Source organism: Vibrio sp. 10N.286.49.C3 (assembly GCF_041469545.1).
In the GTDB taxonomy this organism is placed as follows: Bacteria; Pseudomonadota; Gammaproteobacteria; order Enterobacterales; family Vibrionaceae; genus Vibrio; species Vibrio tasmaniensis_A.
Genome location: NZ_JBFRKT010000057.1, coordinates 53,518 through 76,230, shown reverse-complemented (window position 1 = coordinate 76,230; position 22,713 = coordinate 53,518). Strand labels below are relative to the sequence as shown.

The 22,713-nt window shown below is 44.0% G+C and carries 19 protein-coding genes and 1 riboswitch; of the genes, 11 read left to right on the top strand and 8 right to left on the bottom strand.

Translation table 11 applies throughout. The features are described from left to right. Positions 1–153 precede the first annotated feature (153 nt). On the top strand, positions 154–2,058 hold the full coding sequence (locus AB4180_RS20625; protein ID WP_102250157.1) for a methyl-accepting chemotaxis protein: 1,905 nt from the start codon (positions 154–156) through the stop codon (positions 2,056–2,058). A gap of 178 nt (positions 2,059–2,236) precedes the next feature. Here the strand turns inward: AB4180_RS20625 and AB4180_RS20620 are convergent, their stop codons facing one another. After that, positions 2,237–2,983 (bottom strand): phosphatase PAP2 family protein, encoded by a 747-nt coding sequence (locus tag AB4180_RS20620; RefSeq protein ID WP_102250158.1) that lies wholly within the window; start codon positions 2,981–2,983, stop codon positions 2,237–2,239. Between the two features lie 383 nt (positions 2,984–3,366). Then, a riboswitch (FMN riboswitch) is annotated at positions 3,367–3,517 on the top strand. A 348-nt stretch (positions 3,518–3,865) separates the two neighbouring features. Between AB4180_RS20620 and ribB the strand changes: the two genes are divergently transcribed. The 6 genes from ribB to AB4180_RS20590 all read left to right on the top strand — a co-directional run bounded on the left by ribB (position 3,866) and on the right by AB4180_RS20590 (position 11,013). Further along, positions 3,866–4,522 (top strand): 3,4-dihydroxy-2-butanone-4-phosphate synthase, encoded by a 657-nt coding sequence (ribB, locus tag AB4180_RS20615; protein WP_017097981.1) that lies wholly within the window; start codon positions 3,866–3,868, stop codon positions 4,520–4,522. A 354-nt stretch (positions 4,523–4,876) separates the two neighbouring features. Further along, entirely contained in the window at positions 4,877–6,412 is a 1,536-nt protein-coding gene (locus AB4180_RS20610; protein WP_102250159.1) for an ABC transporter substrate-binding protein, read from the top strand. Further along, entirely contained in the window at positions 6,405–7,418 is a 1,014-nt protein-coding gene (locus AB4180_RS20605; protein ID WP_009846272.1) for an ABC transporter permease, read from the top strand. The genes AB4180_RS20610 and AB4180_RS20605 overlap by 8 nt, the downstream gene beginning before the upstream one ends. Next, positions 7,415–8,290: an ABC transporter permease gene (locus tag AB4180_RS20600; RefSeq protein ID WP_102250160.1), complete on the top strand. Its 876-nt coding sequence runs from the start codon at positions 7,415–7,417 to the stop codon at positions 8,288–8,290. Before AB4180_RS20605 ends, AB4180_RS20600 begins: the two co-directional genes overlap by 4 nt. After that, a complete protein-coding gene (locus AB4180_RS20595; RefSeq protein ID WP_017101660.1) occupies positions 8,287–9,747 on the top strand; it encodes an ABC transporter ATP-binding protein in 1,461 nt (486 codons plus the stop codon). Before AB4180_RS20600 ends, AB4180_RS20595 begins: the two co-directional genes overlap by 4 nt. A 402-nt stretch (positions 9,748–10,149) precedes the next feature. Next, complete coding sequence (locus tag AB4180_RS20590) at positions 10,150–11,013, top strand: hypothetical protein (RefSeq protein ID WP_017101661.1); 864 nt, start codon at positions 10,150–10,152, stop codon at positions 11,011–11,013. A gap of 146 nt (positions 11,014–11,159) precedes the next feature. Here the strand turns inward: AB4180_RS20590 and AB4180_RS20585 are convergent, their stop codons facing one another. Continuing rightward, positions 11,160–12,056: a LysR family transcriptional regulator gene (locus AB4180_RS20585; protein WP_029225576.1), complete on the bottom strand. Its 897-nt coding sequence runs from the start codon at positions 12,054–12,056 to the stop codon at positions 11,160–11,162. 154 nt (positions 12,057–12,210) lie between these two features. Here AB4180_RS20585 and AB4180_RS20580 point away from each other — a divergent pair, with 154 nt between their 5' ends. After that, positions 12,211–12,849, top strand: coding sequence for an NAD(P)-dependent oxidoreductase (locus AB4180_RS20580; protein WP_017101663.1), 639 nt, complete (start codon positions 12,211–12,213; stop codon positions 12,847–12,849). Between the two features lie 77 nt (positions 12,850–12,926). Here the strand turns inward: AB4180_RS20580 and AB4180_RS20575 are convergent, their stop codons facing one another. Then, positions 12,927–13,580: a cupin domain-containing protein gene (locus tag AB4180_RS20575; RefSeq protein ID WP_017101664.1), complete on the bottom strand. Its 654-nt coding sequence runs from the start codon at positions 13,578–13,580 to the stop codon at positions 12,927–12,929. A 132-nt stretch (positions 13,581–13,712) separates the two neighbouring features. Continuing rightward, positions 13,713–14,480, bottom strand: a complete 768-nt coding sequence (locus AB4180_RS20570) for an SDR family NAD(P)-dependent oxidoreductase (RefSeq protein ID WP_102250161.1) — start codon at positions 14,478–14,480, stop codon at positions 13,713–13,715. A gap of 105 nt (positions 14,481–14,585) precedes the next feature. Here AB4180_RS20570 and AB4180_RS20565 point away from each other — a divergent pair, with 105 nt between their 5' ends. Next, positions 14,586–14,924: a helix-turn-helix domain-containing protein gene (locus tag AB4180_RS20565; protein ID WP_017100832.1), complete on the top strand. Its 339-nt coding sequence runs from the start codon at positions 14,586–14,588 to the stop codon at positions 14,922–14,924. A 47-nt stretch (positions 14,925–14,971) separates the two neighbouring features. Here the strand turns inward: AB4180_RS20565 and AB4180_RS20560 are convergent, their stop codons facing one another. Next, the gene (locus AB4180_RS20560) at positions 14,972–15,877 is read right to left on the bottom strand and encodes a LysR family transcriptional regulator (protein ID WP_029225470.1); all 906 of its coding nucleotides are present in this window, start codon (positions 15,875–15,877) and stop codon (positions 14,972–14,974) included. Between the two features lie 210 nt (positions 15,878–16,087). Here AB4180_RS20560 and AB4180_RS20555 point away from each other — a divergent pair, with 210 nt between their 5' ends. Continuing rightward, entirely contained in the window at positions 16,088–16,807 is a 720-nt protein-coding gene (locus AB4180_RS20555) for an SDR family oxidoreductase (RefSeq protein WP_017100834.1), read from the top strand. Positions 16,808–16,918: 111 nt separating this feature from the next. Here the strand turns inward: AB4180_RS20555 and AB4180_RS20550 are convergent, their stop codons facing one another. From AB4180_RS20550 to ompW, 3 genes are all read right to left on the bottom strand, one after another. Continuing rightward, the gene (locus tag AB4180_RS20550; RefSeq protein ID WP_102250162.1) at positions 16,919–18,832 is read right to left on the bottom strand and encodes a TRAP transporter fused permease subunit; all 1,914 of its coding nucleotides are present in this window, start codon (positions 18,830–18,832) and stop codon (positions 16,919–16,921) included. Positions 18,833–18,905: 73 nt separating this feature from the next. Next, positions 18,906–19,838 carry a TAXI family TRAP transporter solute-binding subunit gene (locus AB4180_RS20545; RefSeq protein ID WP_017102057.1) on the bottom strand — a complete coding sequence of 311 codons (933 nt, stop codon included), beginning with the start codon at positions 19,836–19,838 and terminating at the stop codon, positions 18,906–18,908. Positions 19,839–20,050: 212 nt separating this feature from the next. Then, positions 20,051–20,698 (bottom strand): outer membrane protein OmpW, encoded by a 648-nt coding sequence (gene ompW / locus AB4180_RS20540; protein ID WP_009846262.1) that lies wholly within the window; start codon positions 20,696–20,698, stop codon positions 20,051–20,053. Positions 20,699–21,098: 400 nt separating this feature from the next. On the opposite strand from ompW, the gene glgC reads away from it, so the two are divergent. Continuing rightward, positions 21,099–22,319: a glucose-1-phosphate adenylyltransferase gene (gene glgC, locus AB4180_RS20535; protein ID WP_102250185.1), complete on the top strand. Its 1,221-nt coding sequence runs from the start codon at positions 21,099–21,101 to the stop codon at positions 22,317–22,319. The last annotated feature ends 394 nt before the right edge of the window (positions 22,320–22,713 follow it).

Genomic DNA, 22,713 nt, shown 5'->3' with positions numbered 1-22,713 from the left:
ACCATTTTTTCATAAGCTTTTTGTATACAGAGCTGAGACTGTTCAAATCAGGCTGAATGTTCAATTGGTAGCGTAGTCCTATTCATAATACGTCTATATACTGCATATTCATTAAGCAGGAAAATGAACACATTCAGTATTAAGGACTTTCAAATGAAACAACTTGGGTTTAAGCAAGTTCTTTTAGTCGCCGTATCAGCAATAATTGCAATAAGTGTAGGCTCAGCCAACTATTTTTCATATCAGAGCAATAAGGAAGCACTGACTGAGAATATTTACCAGAGCACACAAGACCGTATTCGCATTGAAGGGAACAAGGTTGAGACTTACCTGGATGCTAAAACACAAGCAGTAGCAAAAGTAGCTGCTGATTATCGTCAACATAATTATCAAGATAGACACGCCGAGCGAATGCGCGTGGGCTCATTGGGTGCTGATGTCGCGAACTTAATGATAGGTTTTGACAATGGTGATGCTTATGCCTCATTCGATTACCCGGGCTGGGATAATCACAAAAGTCCACCAAGCTACGACCCTCGCAGTAAAGCTTGGTACAAAGAAGGTAAGCGTTCAGGAAGCCTTGTATATACAGACCCATATACAGACTCCACAACAGGTACCTTAATGGTGAGCATTGGTAAAGATGTTGGTAACGGTGTGGTATTGGCAGACATTCCACTCGATGTTCTAAGTGACACTGTCTCTGAAATCGACCTCAACGGTGCTATTTCGATGATGATGACCAATGACATGACGGTGCTGGCTAGCACATCCAGTGTGGTTAAAGTGGGCACTAAATTAACGGATTACGCTTCTTTGAAAGACGTTGCAAAAAAAGCACAAAATTCAGAAAGCACAATCGTTAATTATAGTATCAACAGCGTTGAGAAAGTGATGTTCAGCCATGCGGTTAGCTATGGTGACAAAGAGTGGTACCTACTTGTTGGATTAGACAAAAGTGTCGTATTCGCAGCGCTAGAAGTCGCTCAGCAGCAAGCAATTATGATCACGATTGTCTACCTATTGATCAGCGTAGTTGCCACGTTATTCATTCTCAATATTCTTTACAAACCCATCCTAGCGTTGAAAGAAACCATTACAGGGCTATCAAATGGTGATGGTGATTTAACTCAGAGACTCGAAGTAAAGAAACACGATGATTTAGGGCAAATCGCATCTGGTGTAAACCAATTCATCGAGCATATACAAGACTTGATGCTAAAAATTGACGCAGCATCGTCTGAACTGAAAGAAAATGTGCAGCAACTTGAACATAAATCAGATGAAAATAACCACATTTTGAATCAGCACGTGCAAGAAACTGAACAAATTGTCACTGCCATTGAAGAAATGAGTTCAACAGCTGACGCCGTTGCCCAAAATGCAGGTGAAACGGCGCAATCAACTAAAGTCGCGTCCGATATCGGGGAGCAATCACTCAATGCTGTCGGTGATGCACAAATGAAGGTTAATGCACTAGTTTCTGAGATAGAGAACACATCATCGAACCTAGAAAGCATGAGCCAAGAAACTAAAGGAATCAGTGATATTTTGACAGTGATTGGTGAAATCGCTGAACAGACCAATCTTCTTGCGTTAAATGCAGCGATTGAAGCAGCACGAGCGGGCGAGCAAGGTCGTGGGTTTGCAGTCGTAGCGGATGAAGTGAGAGCCTTAGCGAGTCGAACACAAGCGAGTACACAACAGATTGAACAAGCGCTGACTCGATTGCTTTCAGTGAACAAGAATGTTGAAGAGTCTATGAATAAGACGAAAGGGACTTGTGACGAAACATTTAATAACACCGAGAAAGTGGGCAGCAGCTTAAATGAGCTAACGTCACAAGTAACGGGGATCAATGACCTAAGTATTCAAATTGCAACGGCCGCAGAAGAGCAAAGCAGCGTCACTCAGGAAATTAGTCGTAACATGGTGGCTCTGAGTGACATTGTAAATGAACTCAACAAAAATGGAGATCAAGCTTTGGTGCAAACCAACAATATCTCCCAAGTAAACGAACGACTGGCATCAATGGTTGGTATGTTTAAACTACGTTAATTTCTACTAAAACAGTTAGTTAGAATGAAACCCGTAGTGTATGGAGGTTATAGTTTCAAATAGCATCTATAGTTTTTCAATAGCAGTCATCGTTTAAAATAGCCGCCTTCTCCGAAGGCGGTTTTTTATTCCTCTCTTTCAAAAGCCCCACTATTGCTCTTCTAGGCAAGTTTATTACTCATTTGCTATCTCTTAGAAACATCGGTAACAAAGGTTCTATTTTTTGCGTCGGAATCAGTGGCACCAATAGATAGATAAGACCAGCAAAGGCGATAGACGCCGCCAAGTCTTCAGGTCGATGCATGCCAAGCCAAACTCGGCTATAAGCAACGCCACCAGCCCAAACTAGCAAACCGCCGACTAAGTAAAAACGTTTCGCTTCTAGGAACAAGCCGCCAAAGAACGCCAGACACACGCCAACGAAAATCATGTGCCCAGATGGGAAAGAATAGTCAGTCTCACCTAGCCAATGACGTGTTCTCCACTCACTCACCTTATCTTTCACAGATGTAATCGCTGCATTCTTTTCTACCAATGGCAGTTCGTAAAACAGCTCTGGCATGTCAACGACTTCTTGGGTCACCAAATACTCAGAATAAGGACGCGGGCTTTCTGTAGAGTGCTTTAAGAAAGTTTTTGCTGCAAAGCTGAGAACCAACAACAAGCCGAGCTGCAGACAAAGGCTGACGAGCTTAACTTTGGAAAATTTCATCGTGAGCAATACCAAAGACAAAACAGCTAGCGTTACCAAGAACCCTTGATTACCCGCCGAGTAAGTCACAAACGTTATGAAGGCGCCTTGGAAAGGCGAAACCCCAGCCCCAAGGTCAAAATAAGATCCAAAGATCAAAAACGGTACGAGAGAAGACAAACTTAAAACGAGCAGTAATAAGCCTTTGGATTTGTTAGAGAACGGAGATGTCATGACTAAGATCTTTTGGATAAAGTGGATGGATGCTAGCGCAGCTTAGCACTGCCAATATCAATTTTATGTCAAAACGGTCATTAAGCCGTCATGGTCTAACAATGTTCGATTGATGAACCTCTTGAGTATTGATTCAGTGAACGGCCACGCCAGCACCAATAATGTTCGACATACACTGATGTTCATAGAGCAACAAAGACCACTCAAACCAGCTGAGACAAAGGCATTATCCCACTAAAGACTGCCGGACACGTTCTGCTGATAAAGTGAACACTTACCCGATTATAAGGCTGGAATCTGAAAAACTTTGCTGTCAGTCCTTTAAATCCACTATTGAAAGGATTACCATCTGGTCTGCTTTCAAAGCAAAACAGATTATTAATTTTTATTCTCAGGGCGGGGCGAAATTCCCCACCGGCGGTATGTTTTTAGCAAAATCTAAAGATAAGCCCGCGAGCGCTCGATTCGTCGAGGTCAGCAGATCTGGTGAGATGCCAGAGCCGACGGTCATAGTCCGGATGAGAGAGAATGAAAACACACTCGTTTAAGTTGGAAAGGTGTACCTATTTATTAGGTTCATGCCTCCAACTTAGACGGGTGCATTTCGTTTTGGATAAAACCATAATGAGCTAATACCAATCACAGTAAATAAATGATCAGAGATAGCGCAGGAAAAACGCTTGAGAACAAGGCAAAATTTTTCGATAAGTAGTTATTCTACAGTCAAAAATTTTAACGCCGTTATCAAGGGTTTTAACCAGCTAGAATGACCAGTTGTTTACTACGATTGGTACAAGTCGACTTGTAATGAGTCTGCTTTGTTGTGCTCGGTTGAGATCCCTCATACAGCCCTGATTCTGGTGATATTTTAGGAGTTTAACCATGAATCAGTCTTCACTACTTGCCGAATTTGGCGAACCAATCACTCGCGTTGAAAACGCACTGCAAGCTCTACGCGAAGGTCGTGGCGTACTTTTACTTGACGATGAAGATCGCGAGAACGAAGGCGACATCATCTACTCAGTAGAACACCTAACTAATGCGCAAATGGCGCTTATGATCCGAGAATGCAGTGGTATTGTGTGCTTATGCTTAACAGACGAGCAAGCGAACCAACTTGAACTTCCACCTATGGTTGTTGATAACAACAGCGCAAACCAAACTGCGTTTACCGTCACTATCGAAGCAAAAGTCGGCGTAACAACAGGTGTTTCTGCCGCTGACCGTGTAACAACGATCAAGACAGCTGCAAACCCAACGGCTAAGCCTAGTGACCTAGCTCGCCCTGGCCACGTATTCCCACTGCGTGCGCGTAAAGGTGGTGTACTAGCTCGCCGCGGTCACACAGAAGGTACTGTGGATCTAATGCAAATGGCAGGTCTTCAATCGGCAGGTGTACTGTGTGAAGTTACCAACCCAGACGGCACGATGGCAAAAGCGCCAGAGATCGTTGCTTTCGGTAAAATGCACAACATGCCTGTACTGACCATTGAAGATATGGTGATGTACCGCACTGAGTTCGACCTAAAACTGGCTTAATGTTTAATATTTAATGCTTAATGCTTAATGCTTAATGCTTAGTGCTTAGTATCCCGATATTAACTCAAGCGCATTCACCTAAACAGATCTAGGCTCACCAATGGAGCCAAGCTTATTTTAAACAGGGCATAGTGACTGTCACTCAAACAGCTTTTACAGCTGACTGATACCGTCCAATAAAGCCTGTTAGAATCAGAACCGCATACAAAAATTAGAGCCTCACTGATTTAAGTGGGGCTTTTTTCATACTCACGTCCGATAAAAAACCGAGCCAATTAGCAACTATTATCATTAACAATACATAATTGTTATGTTATAACATCGCAAATAATTACTCATAACTAGGACAAAAGCATGAAAAAGCTTGCCGCACTGGCGTTACTTTCCATCAGTGCACTACTCATATGGATATTTTTACCATCAAAAGAAACACAACCAACAACGCTAAACATTTCTGGCCCCTTTGAATTTACCGACCAAGATTTATCTAAAAACGGCTATTTATTTACACGGTTACAAGTCGTTGAAGCGCTTACTGCTATCGATAAGTCAGGCAACGTCACCCCTTTATTAGCGAAAGAATGGACAACTAACGCAAACAATTTACGCTGGGAATTCACATTGCGCCCAGACGTTGTGTTCCACGATGGCTCCCCGCTTACCGCGCAAGCTGTTCAAACTTCTCTTTCTCACGCTTTAAAAAAACCTGGCGTATTAAAGCGTGTACCTATCAAAGAGGTATCAGCTTCAGACAACCTTCTAGTGATAGAACTATCTCAACCTTATCGACCATTGCTGGCAGTGTTAGCTCATTACACAGCAGCGATTGCAGCACCAAGTTCGTTTGATCAACAAGGAAATGTTGCACAACTGAGTGGTACAGGTCCTTATAAAATCCAAGAGTTACAGGCTCCTCATAAAGCGCATGTTGTCAAAAATGCTGACTACTGGGGCACAAAAGCCTCGATTGAACATGTTCACTACCTTGCAGGTCATCGCTCTGAAAGCCGTGCTTTGTTAGCACAAACCGGTCAAGCCGATCTGGTTTACACACTCGACCCAGCCAGTATCGACCTGCTTGAGTCAGCAAAGAATGTTGAATTGGTGATGGAGTCCATCCCAAGAACGATCCTAATTAAGTTGAATAATGAACACCCACTTTTGAATCATTCAGATGTGCGTCAAGCTATCAGTCTAGCTTTGGACCGAACGGGTATTTCAAAACAAATTGTCCGCGTTCCAGGCTCTGAAGCCTATCAACTGTTTGCCCCTTCTCTTGGCGCATGGCACATCAATAACCTTGAGCAAACTCAGCGCAATATCGACCAAGCGAAAACATTACTTGCAGGGCAAGGTTGGCAGGAAAATGAGGAAGGTCTCCTTTCGCGAGAAGGCAAAACATTCGATATTACTTTAACTACCTACTCAGACAGACCAGAGCTGCCTATCGTAGCTACCGCGATTCAAGCTCAGCTTAAAGAAGTCGGCATTCAAGTGAATGTTTCTATCGATAACTCAAGTGCAATTCCATCAAAGCACAAAGACGGCACATTAGAAATGGCGCTCGTGGCGCGTAATTTTGGCACTACGGCGGATCCCCTAGCCTTACTGATGCGAGATTTTTCTAGCCATAAAGGCAGTGACTGGGGACCAATGAACTGGTCTTCTGATGAGTTCAGCAGCTTACTTCAACGTCTATCGGTTGAACCAAACCAAGAGCAATATAATCTAATGACTCAAGAGGCTTCATCCATATTAGCGGAAGAAATGCCGCTGATTCCTGTGACTTTCTACACTCAATTAGTCGCGGTGAATGAACGTGTTAACCACTTCTCATTTGACCCATTTGAAATCAACTATCGCATCTCAGAGATGACGATTAATGATTAATATCTTAATCCGAAGAGTACTCCAAGCCGGCTTTGTGGCTTGGAGTATCGGAACACTCACTTTCATTTTAATGCGCTTGTTACCCGGCGACTTTGCTTTTCGAATTGCAGCGGGTCGCTATGGGTATGATTATGTGGATGCGGATGCGGCACAAGCGGTTTATCAAGAGCTAGGGCTTGATCGTTCGGGCTTGCAGCTATACCTCGAATGGCTATGGGATCTTCTCCATTTTGATTTGGGAACATCATTGATTAGTGGCACCCCCGTCATTGATGAAATCAGCCACCAGCTCGGGCATTCCATTTTATTGGCAGTCGTCGCGACCGTCATTTCTCTTCTCATTGCCATCCCAATCGGTATTTATTGTGGAAAACGGACCGACTCTTTTGCAGACCATTTCTCGCTATTAGGTTCCATCATCTTAAGAGCTCAGCCTGTATTTTTAATAGGTTTGGCCTTGGTGATTATATTTGCGTTACAGCTGAATTGGCTTCCTGTGGCAGGCTTTGGTCGAGTCGAGTTTATCATTTTGCCCGCCCTCGCCTTGGCACTATCGCTGGCTGCAATGTCTAGTCGTCTTATAAGAAACGCCACTCACGATGCCATCACAGCACCGCACTTTTTATTCGCTCGTTTAAAAGGACTCAGTGAGGCGCAAGCTTTTCAGCATCACGCTCATAAACACATCGCTTTACCTGTTATTACTTTTGTTGGTGTTCAAGCAACCGGGTTAATTGAAGGGATCATTATGATCGAGTCATTATTCTCTTGGCCGGGTATTGGTCACGCGTTAGCGCATGCGATTTTCCGTAGAGATATACCAATGATTCAAGGTTCTGCTCTGCTGATGGGGCTTCTATTTGTGGTCATCAATACCTTAGTCGATCTTGTTAACTACCAATTGGATCCAAGGCAACGCGCGAATAAACCCTCTGCTTTATTTTCAAAATTTGCACCTAATAAACAACAAGCAGAACCCGAAAAAAAGAAGGTTAAGATCGTATGAATTTAACAAAGCCGCAATGGTTAGGTCTGATTATCTTAGCCGCCTTATTATGCCTAGTCATGCTAGAACGGACTGTCTATCAAGGTGATATTGCCAAGCAAAATTTAGACCTTGCATTCACAACGCCTTCTGTCGAAGAACCTTTAGGCAGAGACCATTTTGGACGCAGTAATTTGGCAAGATTAAGCCACGCCATCAGCACCTCACTTTCCATGGCATTAATAAGTATTACTACCGCTGCGTTGTTAGGGACGTCAATGGGAGTAATCGCTGGTTGGAAACAAGGATGGTGGGATAAAATCTTTTCATTCAACGTGAACATGATACTCGCCATGCCCGGCTTAATTCTTGTTTTACTTTTTGCGGCAATGGTTCCTGGATCATTCCTCATTCTATATATCGCCATATCGCTCATGCTGTGGGTGGATTTTTTCCGCGTGTCACGCAACCGAACGTTGTCACTCATTCAGTCACCTGCAGTAGAAGCCCCTCGGCTTTATGGGTTCAACCACTGGTATATATTCAAGCGTCACTTATGGCCAGATTGCCGAAATGATTTATTCACCCTGTTCTGTTTTGGTACGGGTAATTCAATACTGGCACTCGCGTCTTTAGGCTTTCTGCATGTTGGGCTTAAGCCGCCAGAAGCTGAGCTAGGCTTGATGATGGTTGAACTATTCCGTTACTACCACCAAGCCCCTTGGGTTTTGATTCAACCAGTACTGACCGTTTTTCTTCTGGTATTAAGTTTTCATTTATTAGCTCAAGGAAAACGCCTAACTCAACAAAAAAACCATGCGCATAATGAACCAAGATCTAAACAAGAAAAACTGCAACTAGGTAAACAAGCGGATAAGGGAGTAACAGCATGAACGCAATGTTAAAAATTGAAAACCTGTCGATTCATACTGATACTCAAACCTTAGTCCAGAGCTTAAGTTTAGATTTATATCCTCAGCGTCCGCTCACCATTTTGGGAGAAACAGGCGCGGGGAAAAGCCTAATCGCGGCAGCTATCGCCGGCACATTACCTGATGCCTTAAAACCAGAGGGCGACATTACTTTGTTTGATGAGCTTAACCCTTTAAATCGAGAACGGTTTTGGGGCAAAGAAATAGCTTTGCTACCTCAAGAACCTTGGTTAGCACTCAATCCGCTTCGGACTATAGGATCGCAGATAAGCGAAGTTCATAAGCTGGTTTTAAACGAAGGTCGTTCCCAGAGTGACACACTCACCCATCATGCACTTCAACAAATGGATCTGGGCAAAGATGGAGATAAACACCCATTTGAACTCTCGGGCGGAATGGCGCAACGTGCTGCGTACTTATGTGCGACACAAGCTGGAGGCAAACTGTTAATTGCCGATGAACCCACAAAAGGCTTAGACGAAAGCCGACGTGATCACGTTGGGCAACTTCTCCTTTCTCACTGCCAACAACTTGAAAATGGCAAACCCGGTGGCCTGCTCACCATCACTCACGACATTAAGCTGGCTAAAATGTTAGGTGGTGACATCATTGTAATGAAAGAAGGGGCAATTGTTGAAAGGGGAGACGCTAAAGCCATTTTAGATCAGCCACAAGCGGCCTACACAAAAGCGCTAATACAAGCGCAACCTGAGTATTGGTCTCTTGATCAGCCAACTTCCTCGCAACCTTCAAATAAATCAAATAGTCACGCTAGTCCCTCAGAGGTTGGTATACAAAGCGGGCAGAAGCCATTGCTTGAAGTTGAAAGTTTAGCTATTTACCGCGATCAAAGAACACTCTTTTCAGATCTCACGTTCTCATTATCACAAGGTGAAATACTGGGAGTTTATGGTGACAGCGGATGCGGGAAATCTTCTCTCGCCGATACTTTACTAGGGTTGCATCACGACTTTTCCGGCAATATCGACTGGCTTCAAAAAATCGAAAAAGGACAACGCCTTAAGCTTTACCAAGATCCACCCAGTGCGCATTCTCCTCACACAACACTAAAAACGTTACTTAATGACTTATGTGCGCTTCACAAGCTAAATCGCTCCAAGATACCCGTACTTCTAGATAGATTGAGCCTTGATTCTGCATTGCTTGAGCGTCCTTCAAGCCAAGTATCCGGAGGAGAATTACAGAGGTTCGCCATTTTACGAGCGCTAATGATGAGCCCAAAACTGTTAATTGCAGATGAACCCTCATCACGATTAGACCCTATCACTGCAGCACAAACGCTAAGGTTAATTGTTGAAGTATCGAAAGAAGCTAATTGCGGCCTAATTTTGATCAGCCATGATCAACTGGCTCTGAGTAAGCTATGCAATAAAGTGATCGACTTATCGCGCTATTGATTTATCTAGCTATTGATTTCTGGATCGATCGACTTATTGGGCTATCGACCTAAACGAGCTTCGCGGTTATCTGTCTTCTCAGTGGTACATTCGCCGTAAATCTTTAGTCATACCTTCACTATCTACTCACTGAATGTACATCTCTGTGTAACCCAATCTGACTAACCTTGCATAAGAGGTTAGCCAGATTGTAGCTATTTGTGCTTCAGCCATAGCAAAGTCTAGAAACTATAAAAACCTCTAACCTCTTCTATCGCACTCACTCGAATGGTGAGGTGATGCACCAGTATTGGTCATCCACAAGCGGGCTTAAAACATAAGTCGTTGAAATATAATGTTTATCAATTTTGGCACAAATCGTGAACTACCACTAAGTAGGTATTCAGATATTAGGAGTTGAATATGTTGGTCGTTATTTCAGTGGGTTTATCCCTATTAGTACTTGCAGCGCTGTTTCATTTCTCAAAGAAGAGACAAACAGCGCTATCACACCGGTTTGAAACCTTAGTTCTACTCAGACAGTTATTGTTGCTATCACGCAAACATCGCGCGGCAACGCATTATGCTCTGGCGTATCAATTGACGAGCGACTCAATTCGAAAAGTGAATAAGATTTACGACAACATACTTGAGGTGTCTGAATTGCTTCAATCTCATGTGTCGTTTGACAGCCGTCCGATGTATCGCATTTATCATCTCAAACTCATCGCTATGCACAATGACTGGCAAAACCGTAGCTTAGTACGTAATCAATCGATTCATGGAAAAACGATTCGTCACAGCATGTTCTTGATGGATGAAGTGATGATCATTTGGTTGATTCAGTCTGAACGAGAAGACATGAGCCGTGAGTACCACATGAACTGGCAACAGATCTTGGATTGCATGGAGATCCTTACCAAGTTGAGAATGGCCATCCCTGGGATAGAAAAGGCGGATATGGAGAAGCCTGAGGAGTATGCGAGATTCAAATTCTACGCATCTCAGACACACCGCAAACTCAACCAATTATCGATTATCTGCCCTATCAGCAGTGGGTCACCCATTTGTACACGTGCGATGCATGCACTTACCGAGATCGCATCAAGCACTGAAGCGACCCAACCAGCAGATAGCATGTACGAGTTAACCAGTGATATCTCTACTGTGGTATCGCAAGTCTACGACCAAGTATTATCAGACATTACCAAAAGCTTGTATCAGCCTTTACCTAGCATCAACGATAAGGCGATAAACACCCGATTATCCGTACATCATTACATGTAAAGACTTCGTGAGAGGAGAGCGTGCTGGAACTCTGAATTATTGAGTTCAAATCCGATATCACCTTTGATATCGGATTTTTGTATTTATGGGCTTATATATTTATTTGGTTCTATTTTAGGACGAGACAAGTTATGAGCGATGTAAGCTTAAACGTCTCCAGATTTGATATCGCTAGACCAAGCTTCTGCTGCAAAATCAATGAACTGACGAACAACAGGCAGCTGATAACTGCGAGACAAGTACACCGCCCAAAGCACGCTACTCGGTGAAACAAAATCATCCAAAATTCGTTTCAACTTCCCTTCTGCAATCAACGGATTCGCTAAATCACAAGGTAATCGAACAACCCCTTTGCCATGCTGTGCGGCGCGAGCTAACACCCCAACATCATTGGCCTTAATAGTCCCCGACACCTCAACCGAATAATGTTGGTTATCCTTAACAAAATCCCACTTAGAGACACTCAAATGACGAAAACAATTGTGTTGTCTAAGCGCTTCAACCGTTTCAGGTTCACCGTGTTTGTCTAGGTAGTCTTGTGAGGCACACACCACCGAATCAATTTCCATTAGCTTTCGAGCAATCAAACTATCGTCAGGTTGATCGGTATAGCGCAGCGCAATATCGATTCTATCATCCACCAGCTGAGCAAAATGGTCAGAAGCAAATAGCTCTACCGTGATACTGGGATGAAGCTCTGTGAACTGTTCAACCACACTCAACAGCATATGTTGAGTCAAGCCAATTGGGGCTGCTATTCGAATGGTTCCGGAAAGAGCATCGGTTTGATTAAGTGCAGTGACTTCTAGCTCCGCCGTTTCATGGAGTATTTTTTCGCAACGTTGTAGCGCAATCTCCCCTGCTGTCGTCAAACTGACCTTACGAGTCGTTCTGTGCAGAAGCCTTTGTTTTAACCACCCTTCGATCTCTTGAACATGCCGTGAAACCTGTAAACGGCTCATGTCCAAATGCTCTGCTGCTTGAGTAAAACTGGCGCAATTTGCGACTTCAACAAAGCTACGCATCGCCGTCAACCTGTCCATCACACTCTCCCTTACCGACTTAACCAAGCCTATTAGATAACTGTATAGATACAATCTACATCATTTCACGATATTTATCGCAATCTAGTGAGCTATTAGACTGCAATGGCTGTCGAGAAACAGACTCAATAAATTAGATAATTGGAGAGACATTATGAAAATTGCAGTATTAGGCACATCAGGTTGGATTGGTAGTCACATCGCTCAAGAAGCTCAATCTCGTGGTCACGACGTGGTTGCTGTCGTAAGAGATGCAAGCCGTGTAGAAATCAGCGATGTTGAAGTTCGTTCATTTGATTTACAAGATGAAGCAGCAAGCCTTGCAATCGCACTATCCGGCGTTGATGCAGTAATCACTTCGATTGGCGGACGTGCTTTGGGTAATCACGACATCGTAAAAAGCACAGCGACTAAGCTGCTTGAGACACTGCCAAGCATTGGTATCGAGCGCCTGCTTTGGGTTGGCGGTGCAGGTTCATTAGAAGTGGCGCCAAACGTACCGTTAGTGACCGTTCCTGACTTCCCAGCAGATTACAAAAACGAAGCACTAGCACAGGGTGAAGCTCTTGAAGTGTTCAAGCAATCGAACAGCGAGGTTAACTGGACGTTTGTTAGCCCTGCAGCAGAAATTTTCCCGGGCGATAAGCTATCAACCTACCGCACAGGTGGTGATCAGCTGCTCACCGACGAAGATGGCAACAGCAAAATTTCAGTCAGCGACTACGCGATTGCGATGATTGATGAGCTCGAAGCTGGCAAGTTCCCACGTCAACGTATTGGTGTCGCTTACTAGTCAATTCATATATAAAAACTAAAAAAGCCGCTTGTTCACAACAATGCGGCTTTCTCATCTTTATATTGAGCATTCCTTTAATCCAATGGCAAGTGACCCGTTTTCACTAGGATAACCGTCTCTTCTTCCACATAAGGGAAATGCTCGCTCATATGAGGGCTACGCATCCAAGTGTGTTTTGGATACACGCCATGTTCATCTTTAAAAGTGCCTGACAACACAAAGATCTCTTCACCACCAAAATGACGGTGTGGCTGAAAGCGCTCACCAACGGGCCATTTCACCAAGGCCACATTTTCGTGCTCAAAAACATGTAGCGGCATCACTTGTAAGCCACCGATGCCCGGAAGCCATTCCGTTTCTAGGGTATTGATACGAACTTGAGTTAAGTCTCTCGCATCAAACTGATTAAGCTTCACCAAGATCGTGCAGCCATCTTTGCTTGATGGAGAATGCGCACTGCCCGGGGGATTACGGATATAAGTGCCCGCTGGGAAGTCTCCAGTTTCATCTGAGAACACACCCTCTAATACGAATATCTCTTCGCCTTGCGGATGCGGGTGCTCAGAAAACGAAGATTCAGGATCGTACTTCACAACACTGGTCGTGTGACCTGATTCTTTCTCTTCTCTTTCAAGCGGCTTACGCCATACCCCTTTGGCAGGGCTCGCGATCCAATCTAATGTCTCGGTTTCTATAACCAGTCTCTTTGAAAAGTCCATGTTGAACATAATGGCGACCTTACTCTTGTTATCGTTTTAATTATTCTTGTTATCTTTCTAGCTTTTATTCTACGCGAATACTCATCAAGGAGGCCATCTCGCCGCTATTTCCTGCGCGACAGCCACCTAAAAGAATCCTAATTAATTGCGGCCAGCAATCACACCGCCATCAACATCCCAGATTGCACCCGTTACCCAATCAGCACTGTCTGACAGTAAGAAAGAGATGCTATTGGCGATATCTTTCGGCAAACCGACTCGACCAATCGGGTGGAACACATTGAAACCCTCTAGCGCTTGATCCACTTCTTCCGGTTTAATGAAAGATTCGTAAATCGGCGTTTTAACCACAGCCGGAGACACCGCATTTACACGAATGTTATGTTCAGCCAGTTCCATTGCCATGTGCTGTGTTAATGCGTGCAAGCCAGCTTTAGCCATTGAATAGGCAGAAGATGGCGTCGCTTTGATTGCCTGCTTACCCCACATAGAGCCAACGTTAACCACACTGCCACCGCCGTTCTTGATCATCAATTTACTTATCGCTTGAGTGATGAAGAAGGTTGCTTCATTGAGCTGCATGTATTGCTCGTAATCAGATTCTTGATGCTCGATAAACGCTTTAGGGTTGAAGTAGCCCGCCGCATTAACAAGGTAACCAATACCCTCTTCAAGCGACTCTAGATGCGCAATGAGATTAGCTACACTCGCATCATCATAAAGGTTAGCTTGCCAACCTGAAGCGTGACCTAACGATTGCAATTCTGACACCGCTTTATCTAACTTAGTTGGGTTATTGCCGACAACCAACACATGGATGCTCTGAGCGACTAACTGCTTCGCTGTTTCAAAGCCCATACCACTTGTGCCACCGATTACGACTGCAATACCATTTTTAGTGAAGTTCATTTTGTTATCTCCTAAGTCATGTGAACGTGGTAATCTTAGGCTTTGAACTAACACCATGAATAGTAAGTACAAATCGGTTAGGTAGGTACTTATTGGTACATCTTTATGAAAAATCAGGAAAACTTTTTTTCAAGAAAATCAACACCAGAGCGCTCAGCTCGCATGGTCGAAACCATCTACGGCTGTAAATGGTCGCTAACGGTTTACCAATTACTGGCAAATGGTATTAATCGCCCCGGTGAAATGGTGCGGTCAGTAGAAGGATTATCGACCAAGGTATTGAATGAATGTTTGAAGCGAAATGTAGAATTCGGGATTTTAGATAAGCAAATGTTCAACGAACTGCCACCAAGAGTTGAGTACCAAGTGACACCGTTCGGTGAGAAGTTCTTGTTGATTCTAGACCAGCTGGAAAACCTACAAAACGAAATCGACGAGATGTAAGCCCACGCGAATCTGCTCTATTCCAAATAATGGTCAGCACGCACTATTTAGCTGACTGGCATTTGATCAAAACGGCCTTTCACAAAATCAATGAAGGTTCGAATTCGACTTGGTTGATAGCGGTCTCGATGGTAGATCGCTGAAAAGTCCACTTTAGGTACTATCCACTCATCAAACACTTGCAGCAGTTGCCCGTCGTTGAGTTCTTGCAAGCAATAGATGGTTGGAACACGAATAATCCCATTGCCCGACTTGGCGCCCTGTACCAACACTCGTCCATTCTTACATTGCAGCCTGCCCGTCACATGCACATCGACCATTTTCTTGGTGTCATCCAAAGCTTGAAAACTCCACTTGCGCACTGAGCCAGTTAAGCAATCATGATGGATCAGATCTTTAGGGTGATTTGGCTTCCCTTTGCGAGCGAAATACTCAGGGCTTGCGAGCGTTCCCATCTCTATGTCCAAAAGCTTTCTTGCGATAAAGCCCGCGTCTTCTAGGCTCCCCATACGAAAAGCGATATCAAAGGCGTCTTCAATCAAATCGACTCGGTTACTGCTGAAATCAAGGCTGATGCTGATGTCTGGGTAGAGCTGCATAAACTCATTCACCAAATCCGCGATGATCACTTCACCAAGATAACCACCGACACAGTTTACTTTTATGTCGCCACGTACTTCTTCGACATCGTCCACAGCAGCAATCAGAGCTTGGTCTATGTTATCGAGGGCTTGCTCACATCTCGCGTACAGATCTTGCCCTGCGTGCGTCAGCCTCAAGGTTCGAGTGGTGCGGATAAACAGTGTTACACCCATCTGCTTTTCTAGGCTACTCACTTGGCGTGATACGTGGGAACGAGACACATCCAACTCCTCTGCCGCTTTGGTGAAATTACCTAAACGAGCGATAAGCACGAAGGAGCGAATATCAGACAGGTTAATTTGATTGAGCATAGTCACCAGCTTACTAATGAAGTTATGAGATAGACGCCTTTATTGTTGCACCACAGCAACAGTGTTTCAAGTAAAGCGCTATATATCAACAATGCTATTTTCCTTAATATACTTCCATCGCAACGAAGCAAGGCAACAAGCACTTGATTCGAATGCACTTAAACAACACGTCGTAGCCAACCGACGCAATTAAAGTACAGAGGAAATAAAATGAAAAAACTAATCGTAATTACAGGTGCAAGCTCTGGTATTGGTGAAGCAATCGCTCGTCGTCTAAGCGATGAAGGTCACCCTCTGCTACTTTTAGCTCGTCGTGTTGACCGCCTTGAAGCGCTGAACCTACCAAACTCACTGTCAGTAAAAGTAGACGTAACAGACAAAGCGTCTTTTGATGCAGCAATCGCACAAGGTGAAGCGAAATTTGGCCCTGTAGACGCGCTTGTCAACAACGCTGGTGCAATGCTTCTTGGTCAAATCGATACTCAAGACGCTCAAGAGTGGAAGACAATGTTCGACGTGAACGTGATTGGCCTTCTAAACGGCATGCAATCTGTACTTGCTCCTATGATGGAACGCAATACAGGTACTATCATCAACATCAGCTCAATCGCGGGTAAGAAAACATTCCCAAGCCACGCAGCTTACTGTGGTACTAAGTTCGCTGTTCACGCGATTTCTGAGAACGTTCGTGAAGAAGTTGCGGCTTCAAATGTTCGTGTTACCACTATCGCACCGGGTGCTGTAGAAACTGAGCTTCTGTCTCACACAACATCTCAAGAGATCAAAGACGGTTACGATTCTTGGAAAGAAGACATGGGCGGCGTATTGGCTGCTGACGATATTGCTCGCGCGGTATCGTACGCTTACCAACAACCACAGAATGTATGTATCCGTGAGATTGCTCTAGCACCAACTAAGCAACAACCGTAAGTTTCAGTGATTAACTTACGTAACGTCTTTGTTTAATTGATGTATAGAGAAAGGGACTTTTACTATACATAGTAAAGGTCCCTTTTTTCTTTTGTCCGAACTCGATAAACACTAGGTTTGTTTTGCGATCTCTCGACCACGCCATTGAATCACAATCAGTGCGACAATAATTACAATCCCCAAAGGTCCTAGCCCGAATGGATTGAGTAGCAATAGTGGAATGGCAAGTAATGCTGCTAAGCGCTCAACCATGCTCAGTGAACGAATCAAATACCCTTCAATTGCGATCGCTATCGCGACAATAATAGTCAGCGTCTGGACGATTGACAAAAGCAACGCTGGCATTCCGTCGTCAGGATTCACAAGGCTTGTGTATGCCATCATAATTGGGATGATGAACAGACCACCCGCCAACTTGAACGCTTCTACCGAAGATTTCATTGGGTTAGCATTCGCTACACCAGCCCCAGCAAAAGCAGCCAAGGCTATAGGTGGCGTTACGTTCGAGGTTTGAGACAGCCAAAATACGATAAGGTGAGCAGTTAACAATGGTAAGCCAAAATCGCTTAGCATTGGTACAGCCATAACCGCCAACACAATATACGCCGCTGTTACAGGTAAGCCCATACCCAAAATTAAAGCCACTAAACTGATTAAGCCCAATGCAATAAGCATGTAGCCACCAGAGAAGTCCATCACAAACTGAGTAAACTGCAAACCGATTCCTGTTTGCCCTACCACACCAACAATAATGCCCGCCGCACCACACGCTGCAGAAATCGGCAACGCCATCAGTGCACCATTTTTCATCCCTTCAATGAATTTCTTCAATCCGATTCGACTGTGTTTACGCAGCGCCGCGGTTAGTAGAATTGCACTGCAACCCGCAACACCAACTAGCAACGGTGAGTAAGCCATCATTAAGAGTGCCGTTATCAAGATCAACGGAATCAGGTGGTGAGCGCCATCTTTCATCACCGAAACCACGGCTTCTGTTCTGCTTACAGCTTTGAGGTTCAACTTGCACGCCATTAGATGAACGTAAAGCAAAGTACAGAAAAAGTATAAAATAGCAGGAGCAATCGATGCGATCATGATTTCGCTGTAAGGCACACCAGTAAACTGCGCCATCACGAACGCACCAGCCCCCATAATTGGTGGCATAATTTGCCCACCCGTAGAGGCGGCAGCTTCAATACCTGCGGCTTGCTCTGGTTTATAACCGAGCTTCTTCATCATAGGGATCGTAATTGAGCCTGTGGTCACCGTATTCGCTATCGCAGAACCAGAAATAGAACCCAAACCTGCCGATGCCAATACCGCGGCTTTCGCAGGGCCGCCACGGTATTTACCGGCGATTGAGAATGCGAGATCAATAAAGAATTTACCGGCTCCGGTCACCTCTAGAAATGCACCAAACAACACAAAGATGAATACCGTTGTCGCGGCGATCCCTAACGCAGAACCAAATACACCATTAGCGGAGTAAATCTGGAACTGAATCAGCTCTTGTAGCGTGTAAGCCTTAATAGAAAAACCACTTGGCAGCATGTCACCGAACGCGCTATACGCAAGGAACAACACTGCGATTAACACCATCACCCAACCAACAGTACGTCGGCATCCTTCTAGCAGCAGTACCAACAAAGCACTACCAGCAAACATGTCAGCAAATTGAAGGCCATAAAACAGATGATTGATGTCGTTATAATCGAATATCCATAAACGGTAGCCAGCAAACACCACCACGGCACACAAGATCACATCGATCAGCTTGCCCACAATAAAGAGCTTGTTCTTTCGGTTAGAGAGCAATGGAAAGTGAAGGAAGATCAATACCAATACCCAACACAAGTGGATGGGTCTAAAATAGGTTGCCGAGATCGTTGAACTCACGCCTTGCCATATCTGAAAAGCCGACAGTGCTACTGCAACAACTAAAGTCAAATAACCCATTGTTTTCACGAGTTTTTCATAGGGTAATAGTTGGGGTGACGCATTTTGATTATCAGGGGTAATATCCATATTAATGCCTGCTGGATAAGAACGAATTGATAAAAAGGGCAAGTGAGATTTCACTTGCCCTGAGGTAGAGATGTTACTTGCTTACCGAATCTAGGTACTTCTGAGCACCAGCATGAATCGGTACGCCTTGCAGTCGAGAAGCATTCTCTGGTGTGGTCATTTCAGCCATTTTCACGACTTTACGAATATCACCGATGTTCTCAAAAGCGGCTTTAGTCAGATTGTAAGCCATGTCATCACTCATGTTGGCATTAACCACCAATACGTTCCACACACTAAGTGTCGATACTGGATCAACCTTATTGTAAACACCTGCTGGAATGTCGTAAGCACTGTAGGCTGGATATTGTCTCATGAAGTTAGCACTCTCTTCTTCAGAGATAGAAATCACCTTAACGTCGTGAGTTAACGCAATCTGTGTTACCGCGCCAACACCTTGACCACCAACAATGAAACCCACATCGATTTGACCATTCGCCAAAGCATTAGTGGTTTCTGAGTAATTAAGGTAAACCGCATCAATATCTTTTTTCACATCAATACCCATCGACTCAAGTAGTGCTGCAGATGTTACTGCCGTACCACTAGCAGGGGCCCCAAGGGAAACACGTTTACCTTTGAGTTGCGATAATGAATCAATACCAGAGTTTTTAAGAGTGATGGTATGAACTAGATTTGGATATAGAGCAAACAGCGTTTTCACTGGCATTTTCTTAGGAAATTTACCTTCGCCATTGTAGGCATCCAGAACCACGTTACCCATTGCAATCCCGGCGATCATATCGCCACGTACAACCTTGATGGTGTTCTCGACTGACGCTGCTGTCACTTCTGCTTTTGCATTCACATCCGGTACGTTTTCAGACCAGACTTTAGCTAATGCGCCACCAAATGGGTAATAGATACCACTTTGACCGCCTGTACCGATTGAATAGTTTTCTGCACTTGCCATCGTAGGCAGAATCGCGAGTAAAGCTACTAATAAGTTACGTTTAAGCACAATCATCTCCTTGATTATTAACCGTAATTAGATATACACCTAACTACAGGCTTTATTTTCTGTTCGTTTTTTGAGCCGTTCAAACATTACATGCGATCGAATATTGTGCAATTAAATACTATGCAATTGTGAAGCAAGTGTTAAATTGATCACTTATCAATAAAAAAGCGCCCAAGCTGGCTGGAGCTTGAGCGCTTTTAACAAACTAAAGATGTTGATTAGAAGTTGTAACCACCACCGATCATGAATACCCATGGATCAATATCAACGTCTGTTGAGTACTGTTTCCCACCAGCCTTGTACTTGGCTGTAGTATCGATGTCTGCGTACCAGACGGATGCGTTTAAAAACCAGTCGTCGTTGATCATGTAATCCATACCAACATTCGCAGCCAGTCCCCACGAATCATCAAGAGACAAGTCACTTAAACCAGCATCTTTAGCTGCACCATTAAGCTCTTCGTCAAAGAATACGGTGTAGTTAATACCAGCACCTACGTAAGGACGGAACTTGCTGTTTGCTTCGCCGAAGTAGTACTGAACCATCAACGTTGGTGGTAAATGTTTTGTCTCGGCGATATCACCTAAACCACCATGGTTTGTAGAAATTGTATGGGAGAACGGCGTCGCTGCAAGAATCTCGAGACTGATGTTGTCTGTAAACATGTAGCCAAATGTCAATCCAAGTTGGGTATTTGAATCCACACCAAATTTTGAACCCGATGTCTCCAAAACATCTCCACTGCTATCGTTAGGAGACACTATTGCGGCACCAGCACGGATGATGAAATCACCCTCTTTATGAGCAAAAGCACTAGTTGACATAAGAGCCGCAATAACCGCAATACCACATACTGTTTTTTTCATTATAATTTCCTTTTGAGGGCTTAATCGTTATTGGTGAATGAGTAATCATTTCTTATTTTGCGTGCAAGGTAGCATATAATAACCCTACTTTATTGATGGAAATCAATTTGTGAAAACTTGTGAGAACTTATGTAAATTTGCATCTACTTGATCACTTTATTGCTTCATTTTATTGACAGTTTTGTAATGCAACTTTCCCGTGCGTCATTTCGTTAATTTAACCCATTCACCTTGCCCGGATCTATTTGGATCAAAATAGAGCAAGCCAACACCTCGTACGCATCAACTTGGTGCAATCTCGCAGAATTCATTCTCATCTCGTTTAATATTCAATGAGTTACATTTGGCTCAGCGCTTGCAAGTCTATGTTCATAATCATAAATACATTGAGGTTCTGACCATGCAAGACACTCTTACAATCGTTCTGGCCGGCGGTGTTGGCTCTCGGCTTTCTCCCCTTACCGATAACCGTGCAAAACCTGCGGTACCTTTTGGCGGTAAATATCGGATCATCGATTTCACGCTCGCGAACTGCTTACACTCTGGGCTGCGCCAAATTTTGGTGCTGACTCAGTACAAGTCTCACTCTTTACAAAAACATTTAAGAGATGGTTGGTCGGTGCTTAACCCCGAGCTCGGCGAATACATCACCAATGTCCCCCCACAAATGCGTACAGGTGATAGTTGGTATAGCGGTACTGCCGATGCGATTTATCAAAACTTGTATCTGCTTTCTCGTAGCGAAGCTAAGCATGTAGTGGTGTTATCAGGCGACCATATCTATCGCATGGATTACGCGCCAATGCTCAAGCAACATAAAAAGAACGAGGCCGATCTAACCGTAGCGTGCATGGAGGTTTCGATTGATGAAGCCAAAGAATTTGGTGTGATGGAGATAGATGAATCTCTAGAGATCAATAACTTTACCGAAAAGCCACGCTACCCTGCATGTGTCCCCGGTAGGCCGACTCGAAGCATGGCTTCAATGGGTATTTACGTCTTTGATAAAGAGGTATTAACACAAGCGCTACTGACGGATGCCGAAGATCCGAATTCAAGCCATGATTTCGGTAAAGACATTATTCCTAAATTGGTCGGCAACAACAGTGTTTACGCGTATAAGTTTGGCGACGAAGAAGGCCGAGTGACCCAAGATGCGTACTGGAGAGATGTGGGTACCATCGACTCTTACTACCAGTCTAATATGGATCTGTTAAAGCCAGCCTCACCTATCGATTTATACCAACCAGATTGGGCAATTCGCACCTACGAGCCGCAACTGCCACCTGCACGCACCATTGCTTCTGTAGAAGGAAACCAAGGAATATTCATCAACTCAATGATAGCGAATGGCGTAGTGATCGAAGGCGGCTCTGCGCAAAACTCTATCTTCTTCCCGAAAGTGAAAGTCAGTAATGCCGCGATTGTGATTGATAGTATTCTGTTTGAAGATGTTGAGATTGGGAAAAATTGCCACATACAAAACTGCATCATAGATAAGAACGTCAAAGTGCCAGATGGCACCCAAATCGGTATTGATAACCTTGCCGACGCTAAACGCTTTCACATATCGAAACAAGGCGTCATTGTGGTGCCCTCTTCTTACCAATTTGAAGAATAGCTATTGCTAAAACCAGATGGCGCTATAAAGGCAACCAAGAGTTGCCTTATTCAATAGTCGCATTCACGGAGCTTTGCTTTTTTATATAAACCATACTTTTTATATCAACTGCAGTGATTTAATAAGAAAGCAATATCGGCATCAAACTAGCAATGATTTATAAAACTTAAACTAGAATAAGTATTTGAGCTGACGTTTGGTTAAGGCGATAAAACCTAGGCTGGCAAGGTAGATTAGAGGAATGCTTCGCGAGTGAGGTATTTTTGAACATGTATTGAAAACACGAAACATAATATGCGATCAGTTCTTCGGACTTTCAAGGGAGTAAAGGGAGATTATTTGATAACACTGAAGTGAATCACACATGTGCTATTTCGCAGTTGGTTAAACTAAC

What these genes read in the sequence shown, in the direction of transcription:
- AB4180_RS20625 (WP_102250157.1), top strand. Translation starts at nt 154, where the DNA reads ATGAAACAACTTGGGTTTAAGCAAGTTCTTTTAGTCGCCGTATCAGCA.
- AB4180_RS20620 (WP_102250158.1), bottom strand. Translation starts at nt 2,983, where the DNA reads ATGACATCTCCGTTCTCTAACAAATCCAAAGGCTTATTACTGCTCGTT.
- ribB (WP_017097981.1), top strand. Translation starts at nt 3,866, where the DNA reads ATGAATCAGTCTTCACTACTTGCCGAATTTGGCGAACCAATCACTCGC.
- AB4180_RS20610 (WP_102250159.1), top strand. Translation starts at nt 4,877, where the DNA reads ATGAAAAAGCTTGCCGCACTGGCGTTACTTTCCATCAGTGCACTACTC.
- AB4180_RS20605 (WP_009846272.1), top strand. Translation starts at nt 6,405, where the DNA reads ATGATTAATATCTTAATCCGAAGAGTACTCCAAGCCGGCTTTGTGGCT.
- AB4180_RS20600 (WP_102250160.1), top strand. Translation starts at nt 7,415, where the DNA reads ATGAATTTAACAAAGCCGCAATGGTTAGGTCTGATTATCTTAGCCGCC.
- AB4180_RS20595 (WP_017101660.1), top strand. Translation starts at nt 8,287, where the DNA reads ATGAACGCAATGTTAAAAATTGAAAACCTGTCGATTCATACTGATACT.
- AB4180_RS20590 (WP_017101661.1), top strand. Translation starts at nt 10,150, where the DNA reads ATGTTGGTCGTTATTTCAGTGGGTTTATCCCTATTAGTACTTGCAGCG.
- AB4180_RS20585 (WP_029225576.1), bottom strand. Translation starts at nt 12,056, where the DNA reads ATGGACAGGTTGACGGCGATGCGTAGCTTTGTTGAAGTCGCAAATTGC.
- AB4180_RS20580 (WP_017101663.1), top strand. Translation starts at nt 12,211, where the DNA reads ATGAAAATTGCAGTATTAGGCACATCAGGTTGGATTGGTAGTCACATC.
- AB4180_RS20575 (WP_017101664.1), bottom strand. Translation starts at nt 13,580, where the DNA reads ATGTTCAACATGGACTTTTCAAAGAGACTGGTTATAGAAACCGAGACA.
- AB4180_RS20570 (WP_102250161.1), bottom strand. Translation starts at nt 14,480, where the DNA reads ATGAACTTCACTAAAAATGGTATTGCAGTCGTAATCGGTGGCACAAGT.
- AB4180_RS20565 (WP_017100832.1), top strand. Translation starts at nt 14,586, where the DNA reads ATGAAAAATCAGGAAAACTTTTTTTCAAGAAAATCAACACCAGAGCGC.
- AB4180_RS20560 (WP_029225470.1), bottom strand. Translation starts at nt 15,877, where the DNA reads ATGCTCAATCAAATTAACCTGTCTGATATTCGCTCCTTCGTGCTTATC.
- AB4180_RS20555 (WP_017100834.1), top strand. Translation starts at nt 16,088, where the DNA reads ATGAAAAAACTAATCGTAATTACAGGTGCAAGCTCTGGTATTGGTGAA.
- AB4180_RS20550 (WP_102250162.1), bottom strand. Translation starts at nt 18,832, where the DNA reads ATGGATATTACCCCTGATAATCAAAATGCGTCACCCCAACTATTACCC.
- AB4180_RS20545 (WP_017102057.1), bottom strand. Translation starts at nt 19,838, where the DNA reads ATGATTGTGCTTAAACGTAACTTATTAGTAGCTTTACTCGCGATTCTG.
- ompW (WP_009846262.1), bottom strand. Translation starts at nt 20,698, where the DNA reads ATGAAAAAAACAGTATGTGGTATTGCGGTTATTGCGGCTCTTATGTCA.
- glgC (WP_102250185.1), top strand. Translation starts at nt 21,099, where the DNA reads ATGCAAGACACTCTTACAATCGTTCTGGCCGGCGGTGTTGGCTCTCGG.